The following is a 25114-nucleotide window of genomic DNA, read 5'->3' on the forward strand; positions in this document are numbered from 1 at the left end:
AGGTTACTAACTTAACGGCACAAAAAAACGCTGGCAAGTCCGAAATGCCTTGCCAGCGTAAGTTTTATCGATGGTTTATGCTAACTGTCACTATTTCGTCGCGACAGGCTGCGCTCCGAAAGCTGGGTTTTGCAACGCAATGTTCAAAACTTCATCTATTTTCTGTACCGGATGGATCTCAAGATCGGCAATCACGTTATCCGGGATCTCCTCTAAGTCACGCTTGTTCTCGTAAGGGATAAGCACGGTTTTAATCCCTCCACGATGCGCAGCCAAGAGCTTCTCTTTTAAACCACCGATCGGCAATACCTGACCACGCAGTGTGATTTCACCGGTCATAGCAACATCAGCGCGAACCGGGTTACCTGTCAGGCAGGAAACCAGTGCTGTACACATGGCAATACCCGCACTCGGACCATCTTTCGGTGTTGCACCTTCTGGCACATGAACGTGAATATCACGTTTTTCATAGAAGTCGGCATTGATACCCAATTTCTCCGCACGTGCACGTACAACTGTCAGTGCAGCCTGAATGGATTCCTGCATGACTTCACCCAAAGAGCCGGTATAAGTTAGTTTGCCTTTTCCCGGAACACAGGCGGTTTCAATCGTTAGAAGATCGCCCCCTACTTCTGTCCAGGCCAGACCAGTGACTTGCCCTACTCGGTTTTCGGTATCCGCACGGCCGTAATCAACGCGCTGAACACCCAGATAATCCTTCAGGTTTTCACCATTGATCTCAATATGCTTGAGTTTTTTATCCATCAACAGTGATTTCACTGCTTTACGACACAATTTAGATATTTCACGCTCTAGGCTACGTACCCCTGCTTCGCGAGTGTAATAACGGATTATGCCAATAATAGCGCTATCATCGACTGACAACTCACCTTTCTTCAACGCATTGCGCTCAAGCTGCTTTGGTAAAAGATGCTGCTTGGCTATATTAAGTTTCTCATCTTCGGTATAACCGGAAAGACGAATAACTTCCATACGGTCAAGCAATGGTGCAGGAATATTCATTGAGTTAGAGGTTGCGACAAACATCACGTCAGACAGATCATAATCCACTTCCAGATAATGATCGTTGAACGCCACGTTTTGCTCTGGATCCAGTACCTCTAGCAGGGCAGATGCCGGATCACCACGCATATCGGATGACATTTTGTCAATTTCATCAAGCAAGAACAGTGGATTTTTGACACCGACCTTGGCCATTTTCTGGATAAGCTTACCCGGCATAGAACCGATATAGGTTCTGCGGTGACCGCGGATCTCCGCTTCATCACGCACGCCACCCAGTGCCATACGCACGTACTGGCGACCCGTTGCACGAGCGATGGATTGCCCCAATGAGGTTTTACCTACACCTGGAGGACCTACCAAACACAGAATAGGCCCTTTGATTTTGCTGACACGACTCTGCACGGCAAGGTACTCAAGGATACGATCTTTAACACGCTCTAAACCATAGTGATCGGTATCGAGTACCTCCTGAGCTTTGCGCAGGTCTTTCTTCACCTTACTACGCGCATTCCACGGCACCTGTAGCATCCAGTCGATGTAACCACGTACTACGGTTGCTTCCGCAGACATCGGGGACATCATTTTCAACTTTTGCAATTCTGCTTCAGCTTTCTCACGAGCTTCCGTCGGCATTTTCGCCGCTTCAATCTTGCGTTTTAGAGCCTCGTGTTCATCTGGTGTATCATCCATCTCACCCAATTCTTTCTGGATGGCCTTCATCTGCTCATTCAGGTAATACTCGCGCTGGCTCTTTTCCATCTGCTTCTTGACGCGGTTACGGATACGTTTTTCAACCTGCAGCAGGTCGATTTCCGACTCCATCATCGCCATCAGGTACTCTAGACGCTCAGTAATATCGAACATCTCCAGCACAGACTGTTTGTCGCTGAGTTTCAGCGGCATGTGTGCAGCTATCGTATCTGCCAAGCGCGCAGCATCGTCGATGCTGTTCAAAGACGTCAGCACCTCCGGTGGGATCTTTTTGTTCAGTTTGATGTAACCTTCAAACTGGTTGATGGCCGTGCGCACCAAAACTTCCTGCTCACGTTCGTTAATAGCAGGTGACTCAAGATATTCAGCCTGTGCCGCAAAGTGTTCACCGCTGTCGGAAAGCGTGGTAATACGCGCACGCTGCATGCCTTCGACCAGTACTTTGACAGTACCATCAGGCAGTTTCAGCATCTGCAAAATAGATGCAACGGTACCAACAGAGAATAAATCGTTAATGCCAGGCTCATCCGTCGAGGCATCTTTTTGTGCCACCAGCATGATCTTTTTATCGTGATCCATTGCGGCTTCGAGGCACCGAATCGATTTTTCCCGACCAACAAACAACGGGATCACCATATGCGGATAAACCACCACATCGCGCAATGGCAGAACGGGGATTTCAATGCGTTCGGAACGCTCAGGGTTCATAGAGCTCTCTCTTAGTTTAATTTCCGCCAAGTTTTAGGGGGAATCTCATGAGACGCAAGCATCAAACGTTTCACAAAATCTTGATTACGAGTATATGGGGATGATTCTCTTACATTCAACGGCAAGAATGCACAGAAAAAGAAATGGGGGATAAAATCCCCCATTTTGCGACTAATACGCTGGTTTTAGTGGCTAATTATTCGCCAGAAGCGTGAGCTTCTGGTTTTCCATAAATCAGCAACGGTTTGGATTGCCCAGCAATAACAGACTCATCAATCACCACTTTATCAACGCTCTCCAGCGACGGCAGATCGTACATCGTATCCAACAGTGCGCCTTCGACAATAGAACGCAGACCACGAGCACCGGTTTTACGCGTCATAGCTTTCTTGGCAATCGCCGTCAACGCTTCCTCACGAAACTCTAATTCCACGCCTTCCAAATTGAACAAGGCCTGATACTGCTTGGTTAGGGCATTCTTCGGTTCTTTAAGGATCTGAATCAGAGCCTCTTCGCTCAGTTCGCTGAGGGTGGCTACCACTGGCAAACGACCAATGAATTCAGGGATCAAACCGAATTTGATCAAATCCTCCGGTTCTGCCTGCAGCAGCAGCTCACCCTCGGTTGCTTTTTCAGACTCACCTTTCACCGTAGCACCGAAGCCAATACCAGAACCGGTATTTACCCGCTGACCAATCACTTTATCCAGGCCTGCAAACGCCCCACCACAGATGAACAGAATCTTAGAAGTATCTACCTGTAAAAACTCCTGCTGAGGATGCTTACGCCCCCCCTGAGGTGGGACCGCCGCTATGGTGCCTTCAATCAGCTTCAGCAACGCCTGCTGTACGCCTTCACCAGATACGTCTCGGGTAATAGACGGGTTGTCAGACTTACGTGAAATTTTGTCAATCTCATCGATATAAACGATACCGCGCTGAGCCTTTTGCACGTCGTAATCACATTTCTGCAAGAGTTTCTGGATGATATTCTCCACATCCTCACCAACGTAACCCGCTTCAGTTAACGTGGTAGCATCGGCCATGGTAAAGGGCACATCCAGAAAACGCGCCAAAGTTTCAGCCAATAACGTTTTCCCACTACCGGTCGGACCGATCAGCAGAATATTGCTTTTGCCCAACTCTATGCCATTACTGGTATCGCCGTTGCGCAAACGTTTATAGTGGTTATAGACCGCTACAGCCAATACTTTTTTCGCCTGCTCCTGACCTATAACATAGTCATCGAGATGATGGCGGATTTCGTGCGGTGTCGGCAATGAGCTGCGCTCGCGATGCGGCGCAACTTCTTTGATCTCTTCGCGAATAATGTCGTTACATAGGTCAACACATTCATCGCAGATATACACTGACGGACCGGCAATCAGCTTACGCACTTCATGCTGGCTTTTGCCGCAGAAAGAGCAGTACAGCAGCTTTCCTGAACCGTCTTTGCGCTTATCTGTCATCAGTAAACCTCTTCTTTTGTCTTTGTCCCGCAGATTATCACGGCGGCAGTGCGCCCAATGTTTTACTGGGAACGTCGATAATGCAGTCCAAAGCACGCAACACATGCTCTGAATACTATAGCCTATCGGCTCGCATGCCGCGTATTTCTAGCTGCGGTGTGTCAGAATGCTGTCCACCAAACCGTATTCTACCGATTCTTCTGCGGTCATAAAGCGATCGCGCTCAGTATCCCGCTCAATCTGTTCCAACGATTGACCAGTATGCTGTGCCATCAATTCATTCATACGTGCTTTTACTTTCAGGATTTCGCGTGCGTGGATTTCAATATCCGTCGCCTGTCCCTGATAGCCACCCAACGGTTGGTGAATCATCACTCGTGAGTTAGGCAGACAGAAACGTTTACCTTTAGTGCCAGCAGTCAGGAGGAACGCCCCCATTGAACATGCCTGGCCCATACATATGGTGCTGACATCGGGTTTAATAAACTGCATGGTGTCATAAATGGACATACCTGCAGTGATTACTCCACCTGGAGAGTTGATATAAAGGAAAATGTCTTTTTCTGGGCTTTCTGCTTCCAGGAACAACATCTGCGCCACAATCAGGTTCGCCATATGGTCTTCAACCTGACCGGTCAGGAAGATAATCCGCTCTTTCAGCAGGCGGGAATAAATATCGTAAGAGCGTTCCCCACGCGAAGTCTGCTCTACCACCATTGGCACCAGTGCCATGTTAGGTGAAAATTGATCTCTTTCGCCACTGTATGACATAACCGTCTCCTAATAGAAATTGCCTTGGCGCTATTGTCTGTCGATTCTACTTGAGAACGGTCATCATGACTACGTTCAAGCTACCGACAGGCTCCCACACTGATTTGACGGCGTTATCATCCCGATTTCCGGGTAAAGCCATGGCTGTTGAAGAAATGGTGGACAATGGACTGAATTTCAAGTCCTGCAACAATTTAAGCCAGCTTCTTTATTTGGTAAAGCGATGGATAGCCTGCATTGCTCCACCATCGTTTTACCCGTGACAAAATAAATATAGTGCATGTTGCCACAGTTAACCTTTTATTAATCAGTCACGTGGCAAAAGAAAAGCCCGTAACCGGAGCTACGGGCTTTTTAAGGAACTACCTGTGCTGCTTTACACTTTGTATCGCGTTTAATAACAGGCTGTGCTCCTCATGACTTACCCGCTATTACGCAGGTTGAGTGCGGTTCATAAGCTCACTGAACGTTGTCACTTTATCTGTCACTTTCGCTTTAGCCAGCAGAGCTTCAACCGCTTGCTCTTCCAAAGCAACATTGCGCATGTTGTTCATCAGCTCTTTGTTTTTGCTGTAGAACTCAATAACTTCGCTCGGTTCTTCATAAGCGGAAGCCATTTCTTCGATCAGCGCTTTTACGCGGTTTTCATCAGCTTCCAGTTCGTTCTGGCTTATCACTTCGCCCAACAACAGGCCAACAACGACGCGACGTTTGGCTTGCTCTTCGAACAGTTCGCGGGGCAGTTCCATCGCTTGTTTCTCATTGCCACCAAAACGCTGAGCAGCCTGACGACGTAACACGCCGATTTCGCTGTCAATCAAAGCAGCAGGCACCTCGATTTCGTTTGAACTCACCAACCCATCGATTACCTGAGACTTGATACGGTTACGCACCGCACCTTTCAGTTCGCGTTCCATGTTTTTACGCACTTCAGCACGCAATCCTTCGACAGAACCATCAGCAACACCGAAACGCTTAATGAACTCTGCCGTCAGTTCTGGCAATTCACGCTGCTCAACTTTCTTCAGAATGATAGCGAATTTAGCCGCTTTTCCTTTCAGATTTTCTGCGTGGTAATCCTCAGGGAAGTTAACATCAATCGTGAACTCTTCACCCGCCTTATGACCGACCAGCCCATCTTCAAAACCAGGGATCATACGGCCTTGGCCCATAGCCAAAACGAAATCTGTGGCTTTGCCACCTTCGAACTCTTCACCATCAATAGAGCCACTAAAGTCGATAGTCACGCGATCTTCCGCAGTGACTGCACCGTCAATTGCTTTCCAGGTTGCCTGTTGCTTGCGCAGGGTTTCCAGCATGGTATCAACATCAGCGTCCTTGACGTCAACAACGGGTTTTTCGACCTCAATGCTTTCCAGACCTTTCAGCTCAACTTCCGGATAAACTTCAAACTCGACGAAGAATTCGAAATCTGCGCCCTCTGTATAGTCGCCAGGTACGTAGTTCGGTGCTCCAGCAGGGTTAATTTTTTCTTTGATGATCGCATCAACGAAGTTGCGCTGCATCAGTTCACGCAACACATCCTGACGAACAGAAGCGCCATAACGCTGTTCAACGATGTTCAACGGCACTTTACCTTTACGGAAACCGTCGATACGTACGTTTTTAGCTGCGTTGTTCAGCTCTTTCTTTACCGCCTGAGTGATAACATCAGCGGGTACAGTAATAGAGATACGGCGCCCAAGGCCTTGAGTGGTTTCTACTGAAACTTGCATCTTGTTACCTCAAAAAAATCACAGTGCTCGGTAAACTCCGTTCCAAGAACCAGGACGGCTAAATTAAAACCGAGTTCCCTGATGTCGAGAGCGTCCCGAAACCATTCTGGAAAAATAAGACGCGACATTATAGCGGTGCAAACAGAGCTAGTCGAGGATGGCAAGACGTTGCTGGCGCGTTAAAATTCATCCTTTGCCGGTTTACTCTCCCGATACCTTTGTTGTTACAAGGTAATCAGCACCGCATGGAATATCGGCTTTGTCGTCATCAAAAACAGCAACGGCCCGCAGGCCGTCGCAAAATTCGTCAGTAGTAATACCTTAATTTACGGTTAAAGTTCCACTGATACCGTAAATTTTAGATTTCAAGCCTGAGTTCCAGCACCACGACAAGGCGGCGAAACAGGCGCAGTGTTGTGCAAACCTTCCCACTCCTTGGTTGTGTAGGTATGCAACGCCAGTGCGTGTACGCCGTCTGCTAACTCTTGCGCTAACGTGGCATAAATTGAGCGATGACGAGCCAAAGACCGCTCACCAACAAAGCGATCGCTGACCAAAACGACTTTAAAATGGCTTTCTGAACCTTTGGGGACATTATGACGATAGCTTTCATCGACGACTTCCATGAATACGGGCTCAAAAGCAGCCCTCAATTTTGTTTCTATTTGTTCACGAACCATGGGACCTCCTTAAACAGCACCAGCGAATTACTATGCCATCTTGCTCAATATTAGTCCGGTTTTATACGTGCGAGAACATCACTATCACAGCCACAACCACTGATAGTGGATAAAACAGCCAACATTTGCAGTTAATGAGTTTTATCCATGTCAGAGGCGTGAAATGGTTTTTTTATTCTTGCTGAGTAAAAATTTACGCTTTGGCAACGTTCGGCGCTTCCTCCCGTTGCTTGCGATGCTATGATGTCGACAATGTGTTGTTGGATTGATCGCTTTGTTTACCAAGTCCCCATACGTTGTACCTGATAAATTTCGCTCCACTGTCAGTGTTAAGTGACTCGAAAGATAAAGGGTATAAAACCACGATTGATGAGACAGTTATATGTTTAAAAAACTTTTTTTCCCACTGTTAGCTGCATTAATGCTTGCTGGCTGTGTTACCAGCACCAATACGCTGAACGTTACCCCGAAAATCGTATTGCCACAGCAGGATCCTACTTTGCAAGGGATCACCATTAGCATTAATGGTGCTGACCAGCGTCCAGACCAGGCACTCGCGAAAGTGAACCGTGATGGTCACTTGATTACTCTGACTCCCTCACGAGACCTACGTTTCCTGCTTCAGGAAGTACTAGAGAAACAAATGGGGGCGCGTGGCTACATGATTGGGCCTGCTGGTGCGGTTGATTTGCAAATCGTAGTGAACGGGTTATTTGCCGATGTATCCGAAGGTAACTTACGTTATAACATTACAACTAAAGCGGATATTTCAATTATCGCTCAAGCGAAAAACGGTAATAAGCAGGTGAAAACCTATCGTTCTACTTACAACGTTCAAGGTGCTTTTGCTGCAACTAACGACAAAATTGCTAATGCGGTCAATACGGTACTTGGCGACGTGATCGCAGACATGGCACAAGATACCAGCGTCAGTCAGTTCATCAAACAAAACGCGCGTTAATCAGCCATTACCCTAAATATCGCGAGTTGAAGTTAGGTGGAAAACATGACTAATACACTGATTAAAAGATAAATAATTCCATCATAACTGCAACTTTAAATATTACGTGTCAAAGACTTTGTGCTGTTCGGCAACGGGCAGTACAAAACAAGGATCTCATGCCAAAACAGTATCTGAATATTTTTACCCAACGTAATTCAGTCATCCTTTTGGTTCTGGGCTTTGCGTCAGGACTACCTTTAGCGCTGACCTCCGGCACACTGCAAGCCTGGATGACTGTCGAAAACATCGATCTGAAAACTATTGGTTTTTTCTCACTAGTTGGTCAGGCCTATGTATTCAAATTTCTATGGTCACCATTTATGGACCGCTACACACCTTCCTTTCTCGGGCGGCGGCGCGGCTGGTTGTTAATTAGCCAACTATTGTTGGTATTTGCCATAGTCGCCATGGGATTTGTCAATCCAAGCCAACATTTGTGGTGGCTCGCTGTACTGGCTGTGTTAGTCGCATTCTGTTCTGCCTCGCAGGATATTGTTTTTGACGCCTATAAAACCGATCTACTGGCGGCAGAGGAACGTGGCGCAGGTGCAGCGGTTTCGGTACTGGGTTACCGGCTGGCGATGCTGGTTTCTGGCGGCTTGGCTCTGTGGCTGGCAGACCGCTATTTAGGTTGGCAGGCTACTTACTGGTTGATGGCGGGGTTAATGTTAATTGGCGTAGCTGCAACATTAATGGCGCCAGAGCCAGACGACAATATTCCAGCACCACGAACTATGGAGCAGGCGGTAGTTGCCCCATTGCGTGATTTTTTCGCACGCAATAATGCTTGGCTGCTCTTGTTATTGATCGTGATGTATAAGCTGGGCGATGCTTTTGCCGGTAGCCTGAGCACAACCTTTCTGATCCGTGGCGTAGGGTTCGATGCTGGAGAAGTCGGCCTAGTCAATAAAACGCTCGGCCTGTTTGCCACGATCATCGGTGCCTTGTTTGGAGGTCTACTGATGCAGCGTTTGAGCCTATTCCGAGCATTAATGTTATTCGGTATTCTCCAGGCCGTTTCAAACATTGGTTACTGGCTATTAGCCGTTACTGATAAAAATATTATCACCATGGGCAGCGCTATCTTTCTAGAAAACCTATGTGGAGGGATGGGTACAGCAGCGTTTGTTGCCCTACTGATGACTTTGTGCAACAAGTCTTTTTCTGCTACCCAATTTGCATTACTTTCTGCACTCTCCGCTGTTGGACGTGTTTACGTAGGCCCGATTGCAGGTTGGTTTGTCGAAGCTCATGGTTGGCAGTTATTTTATCTGTTTTCTATTATTGCAGCTCTGCCGGGTTTGCTGTTGTTAGCCATTTGCCGTCAAACGCTGGAATATACGCAACAGACTGATAACTTTATGCAACGTACTGAATTCAGCCATGCTTACCGGTGGGCGCTGCGTCTGCTGACCTTAGGTTGTGCGCTCCTCACGCTATGGTTATTGTTATTGATAACCAACGCACTGGGTTGGACCGAGTGGCCAAACTTTGCCATTAAGCTACTTCAAACAGGCGCCATCTTGAGCGTTGTAGGTATTATTATGGGTAGCCTGCTGGACTACCTAGCACTTCGCCGCATACAGGTTGTCTGATTTCATCGACCAACAATTTATGTTGGTCGATGAAAAAATCAAGAACCGAATTAATTTCCTAAAAAATAATAAAATGGAAAAATTTATTTTTACTTGAGCGTTATACTCAGAAATAAAATTAAATTCACCTTTATTAAACAAATATTTTACATTAATTAAACGTTTCTTTTGCGCTTATAATAGTAACTTCTTCCAACATTATCCCACATAGCGTTGGTTTTCCTTGCGAAAGCCAGACACTGCACGATTCAGCTCGCCAACACATTGTTGCTATTAATAAATTATCATGTCGCGTAACATATGTGACTCCCTTAACAGAAAGAGTCTACAAGGTGCTTACAGTCCCTTAAGTATGTTTACAGTGCTGCAACCTTCCCGTAAAATGCACGCACACATGAAACGACAATAGTGCCTTTGTAATTGAGGTCGTTAGATGAGACTTAAGAAATACAATAAAATTTTTGGGATGCTATCTCTAATTACAGCAACTGTAATGCTTAGCGGCTGTAATATGGTTTTGATGAATCCCAAAGGCGCAATAGGTGTCGAACAACGAACACTGATTCTCACCGCAATCGGCTTAATGTTGATCGTAGTGATCCCAGTTATCGTTATGGCGTTCGCCTTTGCCTGGAAGTACCGAGCTTCTAACAAAGAAGCCAAGTACACACCAAACTGGTCACACTCCAATAAGATCGAAGCGGTTGTCTGGACCATTCCGATCATAATCATCGTAATACTGGGTACCATAACTTGGAAAACGACCCACGACCTGGACCCATTCAAGCCAATTGTTACCGACAAAAAGCCAATGACCATCGAAGTGATGTCATTGGACTGGAAATGGTTGTTCATTTATCCAGAGCAAGGTATTGCAACGGTAAATGAGCTGGCATTCCCGAAAGATGTCCCTATTGAATTCAAAATCACCTCTAACTCGGTAATGAACTCTTTCTTTATTCCTCAGTTAGGTGGGCAGATTTATGCAATGGCCGGGATGCAAACTAAACTGCATCTAATCGGTAATGAAGCCGGTAAATATGATGGCATTTCGAGTAGTTATAGTGGGCATGGCTTCTCTGGCATGAAATTCACTGCCATTGTCACCCCGAGCGAAGGCGACTTCGAACAGTGGGTTGCTAAAGTGAAAGAGTCGCAGAATACCCTCAACACGATTAACGATTTTAACGAACTGGCCAAACCGAGTGAAAATAACCCGGTTGAGTACTTCTCCAGTGTCAAACCGAATTTGTTCAAAGAGACCATCGCCAAATTCATGGGCGGCATGCACATGCACAAAGGCGCAGAGTCTTCAGCGCATGAAGGCATGGACATGAATGAACATGCTAACACCGGAGCCGAGGAATAATCTGATGTTCGGAAAATTAACACTTGATGCGGTTCCGTTTCATGAACCGATCGTCATGGTCACTCTTGCTGTAATTGCCGTTATCGGCTTAGCGCTGCTGGCGCTAATTACTTATTTCGGCAAGTGGAAGTGGCTATGGAGCGAATGGCTGACGTCTGTCGACCATAAGAAAATTGGTATCATGTACATCATTGTCGCTATGGTGATGTTGATACGTGGTTTTGCCGACGCCATCATGATGCGTGGTCAGCAGGCATTGGCATCAGCCGGTGAAGCCGGATTCCTTCCGCCACACCACTATGACCAAATATTTACCGCTCACGGCGTTATCATGATCTTCTTCATGGCAATGCCTCTGGTGGTAGGCCTGATGAACCTGGTCGTTCCGCTGCAAATCGGTGCTCGTGACGTTGCCTTCCCGTTTTTGAACTCACTGAGTTTCTGGTTCTTCGTGGTAGGTGTCGTGCTGATCAACCTTTCGCTGGCTGTCGGTGAATTTGCACAGACCGGCTGGCTGGCATATCCACCGCTTTCTGGTAAGGAATACAGTCCTGGGGTTGGGGTCGATTACTGGATCTGGAGCCTACAGATTTCAGGTCTGGGCACACTACTGACTGGCGTGAACTTCTTCGCTACCATTATGAAGATGCGCGCTCCTGGTATGCCAATGATGAAAATGCCCGTGTTCACTTGGGCCGCATTGTGTACCAACGTACTGATCATCGTTTCTTTCCCTATTCTGACCGTCACCATTGCGTTGCTAACTCTAGATCGCTATCTGGGCACCCATTTCTTTACCAACGATATGGGCGGCAACATGATGATGTACATCAACCTGATTTGGGCCTGGGGTCACCCAGAGGTGTATATCCTGGTTCTGCCAGTGTTTGGTGTGTTTTCTGAAGTGACGGCAACCTTCTCACGGAAACGTCTGTTCGGCTATACGTCACTGGTGTGGGCAACCATCGCTATCACCCTGCTGTCGTTCATCGTTTGGCTACACCATTTCTTCACCATGGGTAGCGGCGCTAACGTTAACGCCTTCTTTGGTATCGCTACGATGATTATTTCCATCCCGACTGGGGTGAAAATCTTCAACTGGCTGTTCACGATGTACCAAGGGCGTATTCAGTTCAACTCTGCAATGCTGTGGACTGTCGGTTTCATCATCACCTTCTCTATTGGTGGGATGACAGGTGTGTTACTGGCAGTTCCAGGTGCAAACTTTGTACTGCATAACAGCCTGTTCCTCATTGCACACTTCCATAACGTCATTATCGGTGGCGTAGTCTTCGGTTGTTTTGCTGGCCTGACTTACTGGTTCCCTAAAGCATTCGGTTTCCGCCTGAATGAAACCTGGGGCATCAGGGCATTCTGGTTCTGGATCATCGGCTTCTTCATTGCATTCATGCCACTGTATATACTGGGCTTTATGGGTATGACACGCCGTTTAAGCCAGAATATCAACCCTGAGTTCCATACTCTGTTGTTAGTCGCAGCCGGTGGGGCAGCTCTTATTGCCTGTGGTGTTCTGTGCCAGGTAGTCCAGATCATCGTCAGTGTTCGTGATCGTGAACAGAACCGTGATCTGACCGGCGATCCATGGGGTGGACGTACGCTGGAGTGGTCAACATCATCTCCACCGCCTTTCTATAACTTTGCCGTAGTGCCAGAAATTCACGATCGTGATGCATTCTGGGACATGAAAGAAAAAGGCGAAGCATACAAGAAACCGGCAAAATACGAGCCTATCCATATGCCGAAGAATACTGGAGCCGGTGTGATTATCTCAGGTTTCAGCTTGGTATTTGGTTTCGCGATGATCTGGGAAATCTGGTGGATGGCGATTGTCGGATTCGTTGGCATGATCGTTGTCTGGATTATCAAGAGCTTCGATGAAGATGTTGACTATTACGTGCAAATCGATGAAATCGAGCGCATTGAAAACCAACACTATGAACAAATCAGCAAAGCAGGCGTGAAACATGTCAACTGATATCCTGACTAAGCATAATACAGCCCATGCAGAGCATGGGCACCACGATGCAGGAGAGACCAAAGTCTTTGGATTCTGGATCTACCTGATGAGCGACTGTATTTTGTTTGCGAGCTTGTTCGCAACTTATGCGGTTCTAGTCAATGGGACCGCTGGCGGTCCCACTGGTAAAGACATCTTCGATCTGAAGTTGGTGCTGGTTGAAACCTTCCTACTTCTGTTCAGTTCCATCACTTATGGGATGGCGATGATCGGGATGAGTAAAGGCAAGGCCAGCAGCGTCAACAATTGGCTGATGTTGACTTTCATCTTCGGCCTAGCTTTCGTGGCAATTGAAATTTATGAATTCCATCATCTGATCGCTCAAGGTTTTGGTCCTGACCGCAGCGCGTTTCTCTCCAGCTATTTTGCGCTGGTTGGTACCCACGGCATACACGTGAGTGCTGGGTTGATCTGGCTGGTCGTATTGATGGTTCAGGTGAGCAAACGTGGCCTGAATTCAACCAATAAAACCCGACTGATGTGTCTGAGTCTGTTCTGGCACTTCTTGGATGTGATTTGGATCTGCGTGTTTACCGTTGTCTACCTGCTGGGAGTTATGTAATGAGCCATTCATCCCATGAAACCTCTCATGGCGGCGCAAGCCATGGCAGCGTGAAGTCATACTTTATCGGCTTTATCCTGTCGATAATTCTGACGGTAATTCCATTTGCGATGGTGATGAGCGGTTCAGCCTCTCACTCTACTATCCTGGCGGTAGTGGTCGGTATGGCGGTGATCCAGGTGATCGTTCATCTGGTTTACTTCCTACACATGAACACTTCATCGGCGGAACGCTGGAACCTGGTGGCATTACTGTTCACTGCTTTGATCATCGGTATCGTTGTTGTGGGTTCATTGTGGATTATGTACAACCTCAACATCAATATGATGGTTGATTAAGAGCCGAGCTGGACGTGATGATTAAGCAATACCTGCAAGTAACCAAACCAGGAATTATTTTTGGCAATTTAATTTCTGTCGTTGGGGGATTCCTGCTTGCTTCCAAAGGAAGCATCGACTATCCCCTGTTTCTCGCTACCCTTTTGGGTGTCTCGTTGGTGGTTGCATCGGGCTGTGTATTTAACAACTACATTGACCGTGACATCGACAAGAAAATGGAGAGAACGAAGAATCGGGTGCTGGTTAGAGGCCTGATCGCGCCAAGTGCGAGCCTGGTTTACGCTACCATTTTAGGTATTGCTGGTTTTGCACTGCTCTATATCGCTGCCAATCCGCTGGCCATGTGGCTGGCGGTAATGGGCTTTGTCGTTTATGTTGGCGTTTACAGCCTATATATGAAACGTCATTCGGTGTATGGCACGTTGATCGGCAGCTTATCGGGTGCTGCTCCACCAGTGATTGGTTATTGCGCTGTAACTAACGAGTTTGATGCTGGTGCATTGATCCTACTGGCCATCTTTAGCTTATGGCAGATGCCCCACTCCTATGCGATTGCTATCTTCCGCTTTAAAGATTACCAAGCAGCCAATATCCCGGTACTTCCGGTGGTAAAAGGGATATCTGTCGCCAAGAATCACATTACTCTCTATATTCTGGCGTTTATGATTGCGACCTTGATGCTGACTCTCGGGGGATATGCTGGTTACAAATACCTGATCGTGGCGGCAGCAGTCAGTGTATGGTGGCTTGGCATGGCATTGCGTGGTTACAAAACCGAAAATGACAGCGTTTGGGCAAGAAAACTCTTCGTGTTCTCAATCGTTGCCATTACGTCATTGAGTGTGATGATGTCTATCGACTTTAGTGCAAGTGCAACGCCAGAAGCCTTGCTGTCCTACGCTTGGTAAATGCGTTTCTCTGTGAATGGGCCGCTGAGCGGCCCATTTTATTTATCCTACAGTTGATGAAATATCTGCTAAACAACATTTAATTTACCCCTCCTAACCCACACATTAAAATGGCGCAAATTTGCAGGCAAAACTCCTTCAGGTTCACGCTGTTTAGGCAGGTCTTATGGGGACTAAACCTTAGCGCTTTCATATTTAACTTCTATCAATAACGCTACTGTTTGAAAGATGACGGGTATGCTGAGGTCACAATGAACGACAATGTAATGACGTCACAGGAACGTCGTGCAACCTGGGGGCTGGGGGCCGTTTTTTCACTACGCATGCTCGGTATGTTTATGGTGCTGCCAGTTCTCACCACCTATGGTATGGCACTAAACGGCGCCAGTGAGGCCCTGATTGGTATTGCCATTGGCATCTATGGTCTGGCGCAGGCTGTATTCCAAATCCCGTTTGGATTGGTTTCTGATCGTGTAGGCCGCAAACCGTTAATCGTTGGCGGATTGCTGATCTTTGCGATTGGCAGCGTAATCGCTGCGCTAAGCGATTCTATCTGGGGGATTATCCTTGGCCGCGCATTGCAAGGTTCTGGAGCTATTGCAGCTGCGGTTATGGCATTACTATCAGACTTAACTCGTGAACAGAATCGCACCAAAGCGATGGCCTTTATCGGGGTCAGTTTCGGCATTACCTTTGCTATTGCCATGGTTGTAGGGCCAATAGTCACCCACGCTTTCGGCTTGCATGCACTATTCTGGATGATTGCCGTATTGGCTTTGATGGGGATCGTCATCACCGTGATCATAGTCCCTTCAGCAAGCAATCACGTTTTGAACCGCGAATCGAGTATCGTACAGGGAAGTTTTAGCAAGGTGCTGAACAATTCTCGCCTGCTTAAACTCAACTTTGGCATCATGTGTCTGCATATTTTACTGATGTCCAGCTTCATCGCACTGCCTCTGGCAATGGAAAAAGCAGGGCTGGCGGCAAGCGCACACTGGAAGGTCTATCTGGTTACCATGCTGGTTTCCTTCGCTGCCGTAATCCCCTTTATCATCTACGCTGAAAAATACCGTCGCATGAAACAGGTCTTTATGGGCTGCGTCGCCGTACTGTTTTGTGCCGAGGTATTGCTGTGGTTCTCCGGTCTGCATCTTTGGGGCATTATTGCCGGAGTACAGCTGTTCTTTATGGCATTTAACGTCATGGAGGCTATTCTGCCTTCACTAATCAGTAAAGAATCTCCCGCAGGTTATAAAGGAACCGCAATGGGGGTCTATTCCACCAGCCAGTTTATTGGTGTTGCCATCGGTGGTAGCCTTGGTGGATGGCTATATGGTATGCAAGGTGCGGGGCTAGTATTTATTGCAGGAGCAATAATTGCAGCAATCTGGTTTATGATCAGTAGCACCATGAAAGAGCCACCTTATGTCAGCAGCCTACGTATTACACTGTCTGAACTGGCCGTGAAAGATTCAGCATTGCAAAGCCGTCTAATGGCCCAGCCAGGCGTGGCAGAAGCGGTTGTGGTCCCTGAGGAACGCAGTGCTTACGTTAAAGTGGATACACGGCAGACCAACCGTGGACAGTTGGAAGCACTGGTCGAAGCGCTTTAAAGTAAAGGGCCACTAAACCGGCCCTTCTTTGCCGATTAATCGCGAAAATTCTTGAATTGGAAAGGCTGTCCGAGGTCGGCACCACGCACCAGTGCCATTACGCTCTGCAGATCATCGCGTGACTTACCGGTGATACGGACTTCATCACCTTGAATTTGTGCCTGCACCTTCAACTTGCTGTCTTTGACCAGCTTGACGATTTTCTTCGCCAATGTGGTTTCAATACCTTGCTTTAATTTCGCTTCAACACTGTAGGTTTTACCACTGTGGGTCATCTCTTCAGGGATCTCTAGAGCTCCGCCTTCAATACTGCGTTTGCTCAATTTCTCACGCAAAATATCTAACAATTGTTGCACTTGAAAGTCAGACTCGCTGGCAACTTTAATGCTCTCGTTCTTTTCATTCAACTCAAAGCTGGCGGGTACGTTGCGGAAATCCCAACGGGTACTGAGATCGCGAGTGGCGTTCTCAACGGCGTTACGAACTTCCTGCATATCAATTTCGGAAACGATATCGAAAGATGGCATACTTCTTCCTCCTGAATGGACGTCTGCCTTCTGAGGCACAATAATTTAAATGTGTTGCATAATACGCGCTTTGTAGCTGCAGGCAAGATTATGGTGAAGACGTTACGCTTCCGGAATGTCTATAATCAGAGAAATTAATCTGCGCTCCCCAAACACCAAGGAGATTGAGTGAAAATAACAATTCTTGGTTGCGGTGCACTCGGACAACTTTGGCTCTCGAGGCTCTATCAACGGGGCCACGATGTACAGGGATGGTTACGGGTTCCTCAGCCATTTTGTGCGGTAAACGTGATTGAACCTGATGGCACGTCGTTTAACCACAATTTGCCAACTAACGACCCTGAGCACCTGTCACAGAGTGAACTGTTAATGGTAACGCTGAAAGCCTGGCAAATTTCTGGCGCGGTGGCGGCATTACTCCCAAAGCTAAATCCACAATGCACTATTTTGCTCCTGCATAATGGCATGGGAGCACAAGATGAGTTACCACCGCATAGTCAACCGATACTTCATGGTACAACCACCCATGCCGCACGCCACGAGGGAAACACCATTGTTCATGTCGCCAACGGGATCACCCATATTGGCCCCACGACACCTCAGGCGACACACCTAAGCGACTTAGCAGATATACTACATCAAGCTTTACCTGATGTTGCGTGGCATAACGATATTGCCGCTACCAATTGGCGTAAACTAGCAGTAAGTTGTGTCATCAATCCATTGACTGTCATGTATAACTGCCGTAATGGTGATCTGCAATATTATCCTGAACAGATAGAATGCATCTGTCGTGAAGTTATCAGCGTAATGGAAATGGAAGGCTACCATACCTCATGTGAAGGACTGGTCGCCTATGTCATGCAGGTAATTCAGATCACGGCGGACAACATATCCTCTATGCTGCAAGACATTCGTGCTCAGCGACATACCGAAATCGACTACATTACCGGGTATCTACTCCGCTGCGGGCGAAGTCATGGCATGACGCTGCCAGAAAATACCCGCCTGTTTGAAATGGTGAAACAAAAGGAAGATGAGTATGAGCGTTTCGGCACTCGTTTGCCTAGCGCCTGGTAGCGAAGAAACCGAGGCCGTTACTGTAATAGATTTGTTAGTCCGCGCTGGGGTAAACGTGACTACTGCCAGCGTAGCCGGAGATGGTGGCTTAACGATTGTCTGCTCGCGTGGTGTGAAATTGCTGGCCGATGCACCACTTGTCGCGATCGTTGACGAAGCCTTTGACGCTATTGTACTGCCTGGGGGCTTAAAAGGTGCCGAGTGCTTCCGTGATAGCCCACTTTTAGTAGAAAAAGTGCGTCAAATGCATCTACAAGGCAAAATTGTGGCAGCCATCTGTGCTGCTCCGGCCTTGGTATTACAACATCACAACCTTTTCCCAGTGGGTAATATGACTGGATTTCCTGGCTTGAAAGAGCAGATCCCGCAGGAACAATGGATGGAAAGACGCGTGGTTTTCGATCAGCGTGTCAACCTGTTAACCAGCCAGGGACCAGGAACATCAATGGAGTTCGCTTTGAAACTGATCGATTTACTTCTGGGAAAAGCCAAAGCCGCAGAGATAGCTGCACAGTTGGTACTTATCCCCGGCATGTACGATTTCCGTGATTGAGCCTTGATTACCCGAATAGCAATGCCGCTGAAATTCAGCATTGCTATTATCTGAGAACAAGTTAAGGACGATATACTTTAACGTTGGTATAACCTTGTTCATGAAGATACAGTGCTTGCAGACGGCTCATCACACCACGGTCACAATACAACAGATAGATTTTGCTTTGATCAAGATCGCCGAACTGGCTGCTCAACTTGTAAAAGGGTAAATGTTTAACGTCGACTTGAGTCAGTTGCAACGGTTTCTCTTCTTGTTCATCGATAGAACGAATATCCAGAATTACCTCATCAGCGGTAAACTCAGCAACAGTTTCTACTTCAATGATTTGCTGCTGCGCTTCTTCGGCAATAGTACGAATATCAACGTTACGCGCTTCACGCACTACTCGATCCAGGATCTCGAAGTCAAAGTTGTTTTCTTCTTCTTCAATCTTACTCTTGATTGCTTTAACCGTTGGGTTTTTTGAGATCACACCGCAATACTCCGGCATGGTTTTGGCAAAATCTTCCGTGCCGATTTTACGAGCAACATCAATGATATGTTCTTTATCATGCGAAATTAGTGGGCGCAAAATAAGCGTATCAGAAGCATTGTCGATCAGACGCAGGTTCGTCAACGTCTGGCTGGAAACCTGCCCCAGTGCTTCGCCGGTCACCAAAGCCTGAACACCGTAGCGTTCGGCAACCTGAGAAGCGGCACGGACCATCATACGTTTGAGCACGACCCCCATCTGACCATCATCCACTTTCTCCAGGATTTCCCCTACGACAGGTTCAAAGTCGATCGCAACAAAACGCACTTTATGAGAGCTCGCAAAGCGACTCCACAGATAGTACGCCACTTGTTTCACACCGATTTCGTGTGCAGCGCCTCCAAGATTGAAGAAACAATAATGCACCCGACAACCGCGTCGCATCAGCATATAGCTGGAAACCCCGGAATCAAAACCACCAGAAATCAATGACAACACATCTTCCTGCGTACCAATTGGATAACCGCCAATACCTTCACGACGCGATTTAACCAGCATCAATTTGTCATCTTCAATCTCAAGATTCACCGTTACCTGTGGGTCTGACAACTTGACGCGTGCGCTTTCAATGTGCTGATTCAGCCCCCCGCCAACATAACGCTCTACATCCTGAGAACTGAAATCTTGCTTGCCACGCCGTTTTACTCGTACACAGAATGTCTTGCCTTCCAACTGTTCACGGTAGGTTTCCAAAGCCTGCTCAAAGATATGATGCACATCGGTATAAACGCGATCTTCAACTTCCAGAATATGGTGAATACCGGGGATACGCGTCAACGCCTCAGCAATTACCGGGCGCTGTTGTTCGTTTTTGGCGCGAACCTCAATACAATCCCAGTGGCGGACTACCGCTAGTGTTTCATCATATTGCTTCAAGACGTTACGGATATTGGTCGTCAGGATTTTAATGAAGCGCAAGCGCACAGATTGGCTCTTGATGGTGATTTCTGGGAACAATTTAATGATAAACTTCATGGCGGTCTTTATTATCTGATAAGAAATTACGGGGTAAAAGTTTAATACCCTCTGTCTTCCGAGCGGCGGCGGTTGGCTGCAACTGATAAGCTATTAGGTATACAATGACGATAAGATTGATAAAACGTTCGGCAAGCCCGCAGTTTTATCAATCTTATCCGGGCGCGAAGTATATCATCATCTGATGGTATACCGCGCGGATAAACCACACATGCGTGCCATAATTTGCTAATCAGTATCCGCTAGGATAGGCTCAGGCCTCACGGTTCACACAATGATGTAGAAGATAACTATGCCAAAAAAACCTGTAACGTCAGACGGTAAAGAGCAAAGCATTAGCTTTGAACACTCCCTCAGTGAACTCGAAAGTATCGTGAATCGTCTGGAGTCTGGCGAGTTAACACTTGAGGAGGCACTTAATGAATTTGAACGCGGTGTACAGCTAGCGCGGCAGGGGCAACAAAAACTGCAGCAGGCAGAGCAACGCGTTCAGATCCTGCTTAACGACTATAACGATGATGCCGCCCTGGCTCCTTTCACCCCGGACGCTGAGTAATTACAATGTCTGAGTTTCACGAACAGTTGCAGGCCTTCCAAAAGCGCAGCGATCGCGTATTGCTGGACTATATCGCTCCGTTACCGTTCAATGATGGCAAAATGGTTGAAGCTATGCGCCACGGCACACTGTTAGGGGGCAAACGGCTACGGCCTTTCCTGGTTTACGCCACCGGGCAAATGTTCGGCCTGAGTCTGGACAGTCTGGATGCTCCCGCTGCAGCGGTGGAGTGCATTCATGCATACTCGCTGATCCATGACGATTTACCTGCCATGGATAACGATGATTTGCGCCGTGGTCAGCCAACTTGCCATATAAAATTCGGTGAAGCCAACGCTATTCTTGCGGGCGATGCTCTGCAAACGCTGGCTTTCTCGATCCTGGCCGATGCAGATATGCCCGATGTTACCTTGCGCGACCGTCTGTCCATGATTTCCGAACTGGCTAGTGCCAGCGGTGTGGGGGGTATGTGCGGTGGTCAATACTTGGATATGAAAGCCGAAGGTAAACAGATCGACCTGCACACGCTGGAACAGATCCACCGCCATAAAACGGGTGCGCTAATCCGTGCTGCAATTCGCCTGGGTGCGTTGGCAGCCGGTGAGCCAGGCCGTACAGCGCTGCCAGAGCTTGACCGTTATGCAGCCGCAATAGGCCTGGCATTTCAAGTTCAGGATGACATTCTTGACGTAGTAGGTGAAACCGCAAAAATCGGTAAACGTCAAGGCTCAGACCAGCAACTTGGAAAGAGTACCTATCCTGCCCTACTTGGGCTTGACAGCGCGAAGTTAAAAGCGTGGGATCTCTATCAGGAAGCTTTGGCAGCATTAGCCTCTTTGGCAACACAATCTTACAACACAGCGCCACTGCGTGCGTTAGCCGGTTTCATTATTGAACGCGATAATTAACGTATGACGTCAACACCTCTGATATGAGCATCGAATGAGTCTTGATATAGCCAAATACCCGACCTTAGCTCTCGCAGAAACACCGGAAGAACTCCGTTTGTTACCGAAAGAAAGCCTGCCTAAGCTGTGTGATGAACTGCGGCAATATTTGCTGGACAGCGTTAGCCGTTCCAGTGGTCATTTTGCCTCTGGGCTGGGTACCGTCGAACTGACGGTGGCATTGCATTACGTCTACAATACCCCATTTGATCAATTGATCTGGGACGTGGGCCATCAGGCATACCCACATAAAATCATGACTGGCCGACGGGATCGCATCTCTACCATCCGTCAAAAAGGGGGCTTACATCCCTTCCCATGGCGTGCCGAAAGCGAATATGACGTATTGTCTGTTGGTCACTCTTCAACCTCGATCAGTGCTGGTTTGGGTATAGCCGTAGCGGCGGCACTCGAAGGCAGAAACCGCCGTACCGTCTGTGTCATTGGTGACGGTGCCATCACCGCAGGCATGGCTTTTGAGGCCATGAACCATGCCGGTGATATCACCCCAGATATGTTGGTAATACTGAACGACAACGAAATGTCGATCTCCGAAAACGTCGGTGCATTAAATAATCATCTGGCACAACTCTTGTCCGGCAAGCTATACGCAACACTCCGTGAAGGGGGCAAAAAGGTGCTTTCTGGCCTCCCCCCTATAAAAGAGCTGTTGAAACGAACCGAAGAGCATCTGAAAGGCATGGTTGTACCCGGCACAATGTTTGAAGAACTGGGTTTCAATTACATTGGGCCAGTAGACGGCCACGATGTGCAAGGGTTGGCCGCCACACTGAAAAACATGCGTGATCTGAAAGGTCCGCAATTGCTGCACATCATGACCAAGAAAGGTCGTGGTTACGCACCCGCTGAAAAAGACCCAATCAGCTTCCACGCCGTACCGAAATTTGATCCGGCCAGCGGCACCCTGCCAAAAAGTGCCGGAGGGTTGCCTACGTATTCAAAAATTTTTGGTGACTGGCTGTGTGAAACTGCGGCCAAAGATAGTCAGTTAATGGCTATCACCCCAGCCATGCGCGAAGGCTCGGGCATGGTGAAGTTTTCTCGTGAATATCCACAGCAATACTTTGATGTCGCGATTGCCGAACAACATGCGGTCACCTTTGCCGCAGGTCTGGCAATTGGTGGCTATAAGCCGGTTGTAGCGATCTACTCTACTTTCCTGCAACGCGCCTACGATCAGCTGATCCATGATGTAGCGATCCAGAGTTTACCCGTAATGTTTGCTATTGATCGCGGCGGTATAGTAGGAGCCGACGGCCAAACTCATCAGGGCGCATTTGACATCTCGTTCCTGCGTTGTATCCCGAATATGGTGATCATGACGCCAAGTGATGAGAATGAATGCCGTCAAATGTTGTATACCGGTTATCACTATAATGAGGGTCCAACGGCAGTTCGCTACCCGCGTGGAAGTGGCACTGGAGCAAATCTGGAGCCATTGGCCAACTTGCCGTTAGGAAAAGGCATCGTGCGCCGCAAAGGTGAGAAAATCGCAATCCTCAATTTCGGTACTTTGCTACCAGAAGCCCATCAGGTAGCCGAAGCGATGAACGCCACGCTGGTAGATATGCGCTTTGTAAAACCGCTGGATGAACAACTGGTACTGGAGATGGCTGCAAGCCATGAGATACTGGTCACACTGGAAGAGAATGCCATTATGGGGGAGCAGGCAGCGGAGTTAACGAGTTACTCATGGTGAAACGCCGTATGGTACCTGTGCTGAACATTGGCCTGCCTGATTATTTCATCCCACAAGGGAGTCAAGAAGAAATCCGCAGCGACTTGGGTCTGGATGCCGCCGGTATTCAACGCCAGATCGAGACCTGGTTGGCATAATCTTTATGGGGTTCATACTGAACCCCATCGACTAAAATATCAGAATAAATCTATCGGCCAGTGATGGCCAATCAGATAAATAATCCCGGCAGCGAGCACACCTGCAACAATATCGTCGATCATAATCCCCATACCGCCGTGCACATTGCGATCGAACCAACGGATCGGCCAGGGTTTCCAGATATCCAGAACACGAAACAATACAAATCCGCCAGCCACCCATTGCCAACTGTTTACCGGCAGCGCCATCAGGGTGATCCACATACCAACGAACTCATCCCAGACGATACTACCATGATCGTGTACTCGCATATCTTTAGCTGTCTGGTGGCACAAATACACACCCATACAGATACTGAACATGACCAATAACGAATAAAGCTGCCACGGCAACTGGATCAGCAGCAACCAGATTGGTATTGCTGCAAGTGACCCCATGGTTCCAGGCATCATTGGCGAAAGACCGCTGCCGAATCCAGTAGCTAGCAAGTGCCATGGGTTACTTATGCGCAACCGGTTTTTAGCTTCATCTTTCATAATGGTTGCACGGCACTGAAGTGATCGTATCCACGCCATGGCAATTCGGTCTCTTGATTATCAAGATAGAATTTTACCCCTTCGGAATGCGGAGCGATTTGACCAATACAAGTATAATCTGCGCCTAAATGACTGAGCGCCACTTCCAGCGCACCACGATTAATCTCTGGCACCGTAAAGCACAGTTCATAGTCTTCACCTCCGGTTAAAGCCCAGCATACTGCCTGATCAGTATCCGTGTTATCGGTCAAAAATTGTGACATAGGTAATTCATCCAGTACGATACGCGCACCACACTTAGACGCATTCAGTACGTGCTTTAAGTCTGAAATCAAACCATCAGAAATATCGATCGCCGAACTGGCTAAATCACGCAACGCCTGGCCCTGCAGCACACGCGGTTGAGGACGCAAATGCCTCGCGACCAGATATTCACGGGCAGTAGGCTCACTCACTTCCAGACGTTGTTGCAGGATGGCCAAACCGGCTGCACTGTCACCTAAAGTACCCGTCACATAAATCCAATCACCAATCTTGGCCCCTGAACGCGTTAATGCACGGCCTGCTGGGATAAACCCATTGATTGTCAAGGTCATGCTGAGTGGCCCACGGGTAGTGTCACCACCAATCAACTGCATGCCGTAGTAATTAAGCTGTTCGAATAGGCTATCGCTGAATGCCTTGAGCCACTCTTCATCGACTTCTGGTAGCGTCAACGCCAACGAAAGCCACGCGGGGTCTGCCCCCATTGAGGCCAGATCGCTCAGGTTAACCGCCAATGCCTTATAACCAAGATCGGCCGGATTAATATCCGGCAGAAAGTGAACACCTGAAACCAGAGTATCAGTACTGATAGCTAAAAGCTGTTTTTCTGCCACTGTTAGAAGTGCGCAGTCATCTCCAATGCCCAACTGTACATCCCGGCGCAAACTCTTGGACCGGTCAAAATAGCGGGCTATGAGGTCAAATTCGCCGCATGCCATGATTGATATTCCAAATAAATCAGGGCCGGTTTCCC

21 protein-coding genes and 1 pseudogene are annotated in these 25114 nt (G+C 47.9%); 13 read left to right on the top strand and 9 right to left on the bottom strand.

What is annotated here, in order from left to right; all coding sequences use genetic code 11:
• Nucleotides 1-90 precede the first annotated feature (90 nt).
• The 5 genes from lon to bolA all read right to left on the bottom strand — a co-directional run bounded on the left by lon (nucleotide 91) and on the right by bolA (nucleotide 7100).
• Nucleotides 91-2445 (bottom strand): endopeptidase La, encoded by a 2355-nt coding sequence (gene lon / locus OK023_RS13210; RefSeq protein WP_317693174.1) that lies wholly within the window; start codon nucleotides 2443-2445, stop codon nucleotides 91-93.
• 196 nt (nucleotides 2446-2641) lie between these two features.
• A complete protein-coding gene (gene clpX / locus OK023_RS13215) occupies nucleotides 2642-3913 on the bottom strand; it encodes an ATP-dependent protease ATP-binding subunit ClpX (protein WP_317693175.1) in 1272 nt (423 codons plus the stop codon).
• A 147-nt stretch (nucleotides 3914-4060) separates the two neighbouring features.
• Nucleotides 4061-4684: an ATP-dependent Clp endopeptidase proteolytic subunit ClpP gene (gene clpP / locus OK023_RS13220; RefSeq protein ID WP_317693176.1), complete on the bottom strand. Its 624-nt coding sequence runs from the start codon at nucleotides 4682-4684 to the stop codon at nucleotides 4061-4063.
• 431 nt (nucleotides 4685-5115) lie between these two features.
• Complete coding sequence (gene tig / locus OK023_RS13225) at nucleotides 5116-6420, bottom strand: trigger factor (RefSeq protein ID WP_317693177.1); 1305 nt, start codon at nucleotides 6418-6420, stop codon at nucleotides 5116-5118.
• Nucleotides 6421-6785: 365 nt separating this feature from the next.
• Nucleotides 6786-7100, bottom strand: a complete 315-nt coding sequence (gene bolA, locus OK023_RS13230; RefSeq protein WP_317693178.1) for a transcriptional regulator BolA — start codon at nucleotides 7098-7100, stop codon at nucleotides 6786-6788.
• A 382-nt stretch (nucleotides 7101-7482) separates the two neighbouring features.
• Between bolA and OK023_RS13235 the strand changes: the two genes are divergently transcribed.
• The 8 genes from OK023_RS13235 to OK023_RS13270 all read left to right on the top strand — a co-directional run bounded on the left by OK023_RS13235 (nucleotide 7483) and on the right by OK023_RS13270 (nucleotide 16529).
• Entirely contained in the window at nucleotides 7483-8061 is a 579-nt protein-coding gene (locus OK023_RS13235) for a lipoprotein (protein WP_317693179.1), read from the top strand.
• A gap of 158 nt (nucleotides 8062-8219) precedes the next feature.
• Entirely contained in the window at nucleotides 8220-9698 is a 1479-nt protein-coding gene (gene ampG / locus OK023_RS13240; RefSeq protein ID WP_317693180.1) for a muropeptide MFS transporter AmpG, read from the top strand.
• Nucleotides 9699-10131: 433 nt separating this feature from the next.
• On the top strand, nucleotides 10132-11067 hold the full coding sequence (cyoA, locus tag OK023_RS13245) for a cytochrome o ubiquinol oxidase subunit II (RefSeq protein WP_317693181.1): 936 nt from the start codon (nucleotides 10132-10134) through the stop codon (nucleotides 11065-11067).
• Nucleotides 11068-11071: 4 nt separating this feature from the next.
• Nucleotides 11072-13063 (top strand): cytochrome o ubiquinol oxidase subunit I, encoded by a 1992-nt coding sequence (cyoB, locus tag OK023_RS13250; protein WP_317693182.1) that lies wholly within the window; start codon nucleotides 11072-11074, stop codon nucleotides 13061-13063.
• Nucleotides 13053-13667 carry a cytochrome o ubiquinol oxidase subunit III gene (locus OK023_RS13255; RefSeq protein ID WP_317693183.1) on the top strand — a complete coding sequence of 205 codons (615 nt, stop codon included), beginning with the start codon at nucleotides 13053-13055 and terminating at the stop codon, nucleotides 13665-13667. Before cyoB ends, OK023_RS13255 begins: the two co-directional genes overlap by 11 nt.
• Complete coding sequence (locus OK023_RS13260; RefSeq protein WP_317693184.1) at nucleotides 13667-14005, top strand: cytochrome o ubiquinol oxidase subunit IV; 339 nt, start codon at nucleotides 13667-13669, stop codon at nucleotides 14003-14005. Before OK023_RS13255 ends, OK023_RS13260 begins: the two co-directional genes overlap by 1 nt.
• Nucleotides 14006-14022: 17 nt before the next feature.
• Nucleotides 14023-14913, top strand: coding sequence for a heme o synthase (cyoE, locus tag OK023_RS13265; protein WP_317693185.1), 891 nt, complete (start codon nucleotides 14023-14025; stop codon nucleotides 14911-14913).
• Between the two features lie 251 nt (nucleotides 14914-15164).
• Nucleotides 15165-16529 carry an MFS transporter gene (locus OK023_RS13270; protein ID WP_317693186.1) on the top strand — a complete coding sequence of 455 codons (1365 nt, stop codon included), beginning with the start codon at nucleotides 15165-15167 and terminating at the stop codon, nucleotides 16527-16529.
• Between the two features lie 35 nt (nucleotides 16530-16564).
• On the opposite strand, the gene OK023_RS13275 is transcribed toward OK023_RS13270, so the two are convergent.
• Nucleotides 16565-17056: a YajQ family cyclic di-GMP-binding protein gene (locus OK023_RS13275; protein ID WP_317693187.1), complete on the bottom strand. Its 492-nt coding sequence runs from the start codon at nucleotides 17054-17056 to the stop codon at nucleotides 16565-16567.
• 168 nt (nucleotides 17057-17224) lie between these two features.
• On the opposite strand from OK023_RS13275, the gene panE reads away from it, so the two are divergent.
• Together panE and yajL are read left to right on the top strand one after the other, a co-directional pair.
• Nucleotides 17225-18136 (top strand): 2-dehydropantoate 2-reductase, encoded by a 912-nt coding sequence (gene panE / locus OK023_RS13280; protein ID WP_317693188.1) that lies wholly within the window; start codon nucleotides 17225-17227, stop codon nucleotides 18134-18136.
• The gene (yajL, locus tag OK023_RS13285; RefSeq protein ID WP_317693189.1) at nucleotides 18099-18689 is read left to right on the top strand and encodes a protein deglycase YajL; all 591 of its coding nucleotides are present in this window, start codon (nucleotides 18099-18101) and stop codon (nucleotides 18687-18689) included. Before panE ends, yajL begins: the two co-directional genes overlap by 38 nt.
• 61 nt (nucleotides 18690-18750) lie before the next feature.
• Here yajL and thiI read toward each other — a convergent pair whose 3' ends face one another.
• Nucleotides 18751-20199, bottom strand: a complete 1449-nt coding sequence (gene thiI / locus OK023_RS13290; protein WP_317693190.1) for a tRNA uracil 4-sulfurtransferase ThiI — start codon at nucleotides 20197-20199, stop codon at nucleotides 18751-18753.
• A gap of 292 nt (nucleotides 20200-20491) precedes the next feature.
• Between thiI and xseB the strand changes: the two genes are divergently transcribed.
• The 3 genes and pseudogenes from xseB (at nucleotide 20492) to dxs (ending at nucleotide 23559) form a co-directional block, all read left to right on the top strand.
• Entirely contained in the window at nucleotides 20492-20755 is a 264-nt protein-coding gene (xseB, locus tag OK023_RS13295) for an exodeoxyribonuclease VII small subunit (RefSeq protein ID WP_317693191.1), read from the top strand.
• 5 nt (nucleotides 20756-20760) lie between these two features.
• Nucleotides 20761-21663 (top strand): (2E,6E)-farnesyl diphosphate synthase, encoded by a 903-nt coding sequence (gene ispA / locus OK023_RS13300; protein WP_317693192.1) that lies wholly within the window; start codon nucleotides 20761-20763, stop codon nucleotides 21661-21663.
• A 34-nt stretch (nucleotides 21664-21697) separates the two neighbouring features.
• A pseudogene (gene dxs / locus OK023_RS13305) lies at nucleotides 21698-23559 on the top strand (1-deoxy-D-xylulose-5-phosphate synthase).
• 39 nt (nucleotides 23560-23598) lie between these two features.
• On the opposite strand, the gene pgpA reads toward dxs, so the two are convergent.
• A complete protein-coding gene (pgpA, locus tag OK023_RS13310) occupies nucleotides 23599-24096 on the bottom strand; it encodes a phosphatidylglycerophosphatase A (RefSeq protein WP_317693193.1) in 498 nt (165 codons plus the stop codon).
• Nucleotides 24093-25079 carry a thiamine-phosphate kinase gene (thiL, locus tag OK023_RS13315; protein WP_317693194.1) on the bottom strand — a complete coding sequence of 329 codons (987 nt, stop codon included), beginning with the start codon at nucleotides 25077-25079 and terminating at the stop codon, nucleotides 24093-24095. The genes pgpA and thiL overlap by 4 nt, the downstream gene beginning before the upstream one ends.
• Nucleotides 25080-25114: the final 35 nt, after the last annotated feature.

The sequence above is a fragment of the Serratia sp. UGAL515B_01 genome, assembly GCF_033095805.1.
Taxonomy (GTDB): Bacteria; Pseudomonadota; Gammaproteobacteria; order Enterobacterales; family Enterobacteriaceae; genus Chania.

Bases quoted from the DNA above. Each gene is read 5' to 3' on its own strand.
- thiI (WP_317693190.1), bottom strand. From the start codon at position 20,199: ATGAAGTTTATCATTAAATTGTTCCCAGAAATCACCATCAAGAGCCAA.
- OK023_RS13260 (WP_317693184.1), top strand. From the start codon at position 13,667: ATGAGCCATTCATCCCATGAAACCTCTCATGGCGGCGCAAGCCATGGC.
- cyoB (WP_317693182.1), top strand. From the start codon at position 11,072: ATGTTCGGAAAATTAACACTTGATGCGGTTCCGTTTCATGAACCGATC.
- clpP (WP_317693176.1), bottom strand. From the start codon at position 4,684: ATGTCATACAGTGGCGAAAGAGATCAATTTTCACCTAACATGGCACTG.
- ispA (WP_317693192.1), top strand. From the start codon at position 20,761: ATGTCTGAGTTTCACGAACAGTTGCAGGCCTTCCAAAAGCGCAGCGAT.
- OK023_RS13270 (WP_317693186.1), top strand. From the start codon at position 15,165: ATGAACGACAATGTAATGACGTCACAGGAACGTCGTGCAACCTGGGGG.
- tig (WP_317693177.1), bottom strand. From the start codon at position 6,420: ATGCAAGTTTCAGTAGAAACCACTCAAGGCCTTGGGCGCCGTATCTCT.
- thiL (WP_317693194.1), bottom strand. From the start codon at position 25,079: ATGGCATGCGGCGAATTTGACCTCATAGCCCGCTATTTTGACCGGTCC.
- pgpA (WP_317693193.1), bottom strand. From the start codon at position 24,096: ATGAAAGATGAAGCTAAAAACCGGTTGCGCATAAGTAACCCATGGCAC.
- clpX (WP_317693175.1), bottom strand. From the start codon at position 3,913: ATGACAGATAAGCGCAAAGACGGTTCAGGAAAGCTGCTGTACTGCTCT.
- xseB (WP_317693191.1), top strand. From the start codon at position 20,492: ATGCCAAAAAAACCTGTAACGTCAGACGGTAAAGAGCAAAGCATTAGC.
- cyoE (WP_317693185.1), top strand. From the start codon at position 14,023: ATGATTAAGCAATACCTGCAAGTAACCAAACCAGGAATTATTTTTGGC.
- OK023_RS13235 (WP_317693179.1), top strand. From the start codon at position 7,483: ATGTTTAAAAAACTTTTTTTCCCACTGTTAGCTGCATTAATGCTTGCT.
- ampG (WP_317693180.1), top strand. From the start codon at position 8,220: ATGCCAAAACAGTATCTGAATATTTTTACCCAACGTAATTCAGTCATC.
- lon (WP_317693174.1), bottom strand. From the start codon at position 2,445: ATGAACCCTGAGCGTTCCGAACGCATTGAAATCCCCGTTCTGCCATTG.
- bolA (WP_317693178.1), bottom strand. From the start codon at position 7,100: ATGGTTCGTGAACAAATAGAAACAAAATTGAGGGCTGCTTTTGAGCCC.
- cyoA (WP_317693181.1), top strand. From the start codon at position 10,132: ATGAGACTTAAGAAATACAATAAAATTTTTGGGATGCTATCTCTAATT.
- yajL (WP_317693189.1), top strand. From the start codon at position 18,099: ATGAGCGTTTCGGCACTCGTTTGCCTAGCGCCTGGTAGCGAAGAAACC.
- OK023_RS13255 (WP_317693183.1), top strand. From the start codon at position 13,053: ATGTCAACTGATATCCTGACTAAGCATAATACAGCCCATGCAGAGCAT.
- OK023_RS13275 (WP_317693187.1), bottom strand. From the start codon at position 17,056: ATGCCATCTTTCGATATCGTTTCCGAAATTGATATGCAGGAAGTTCGT.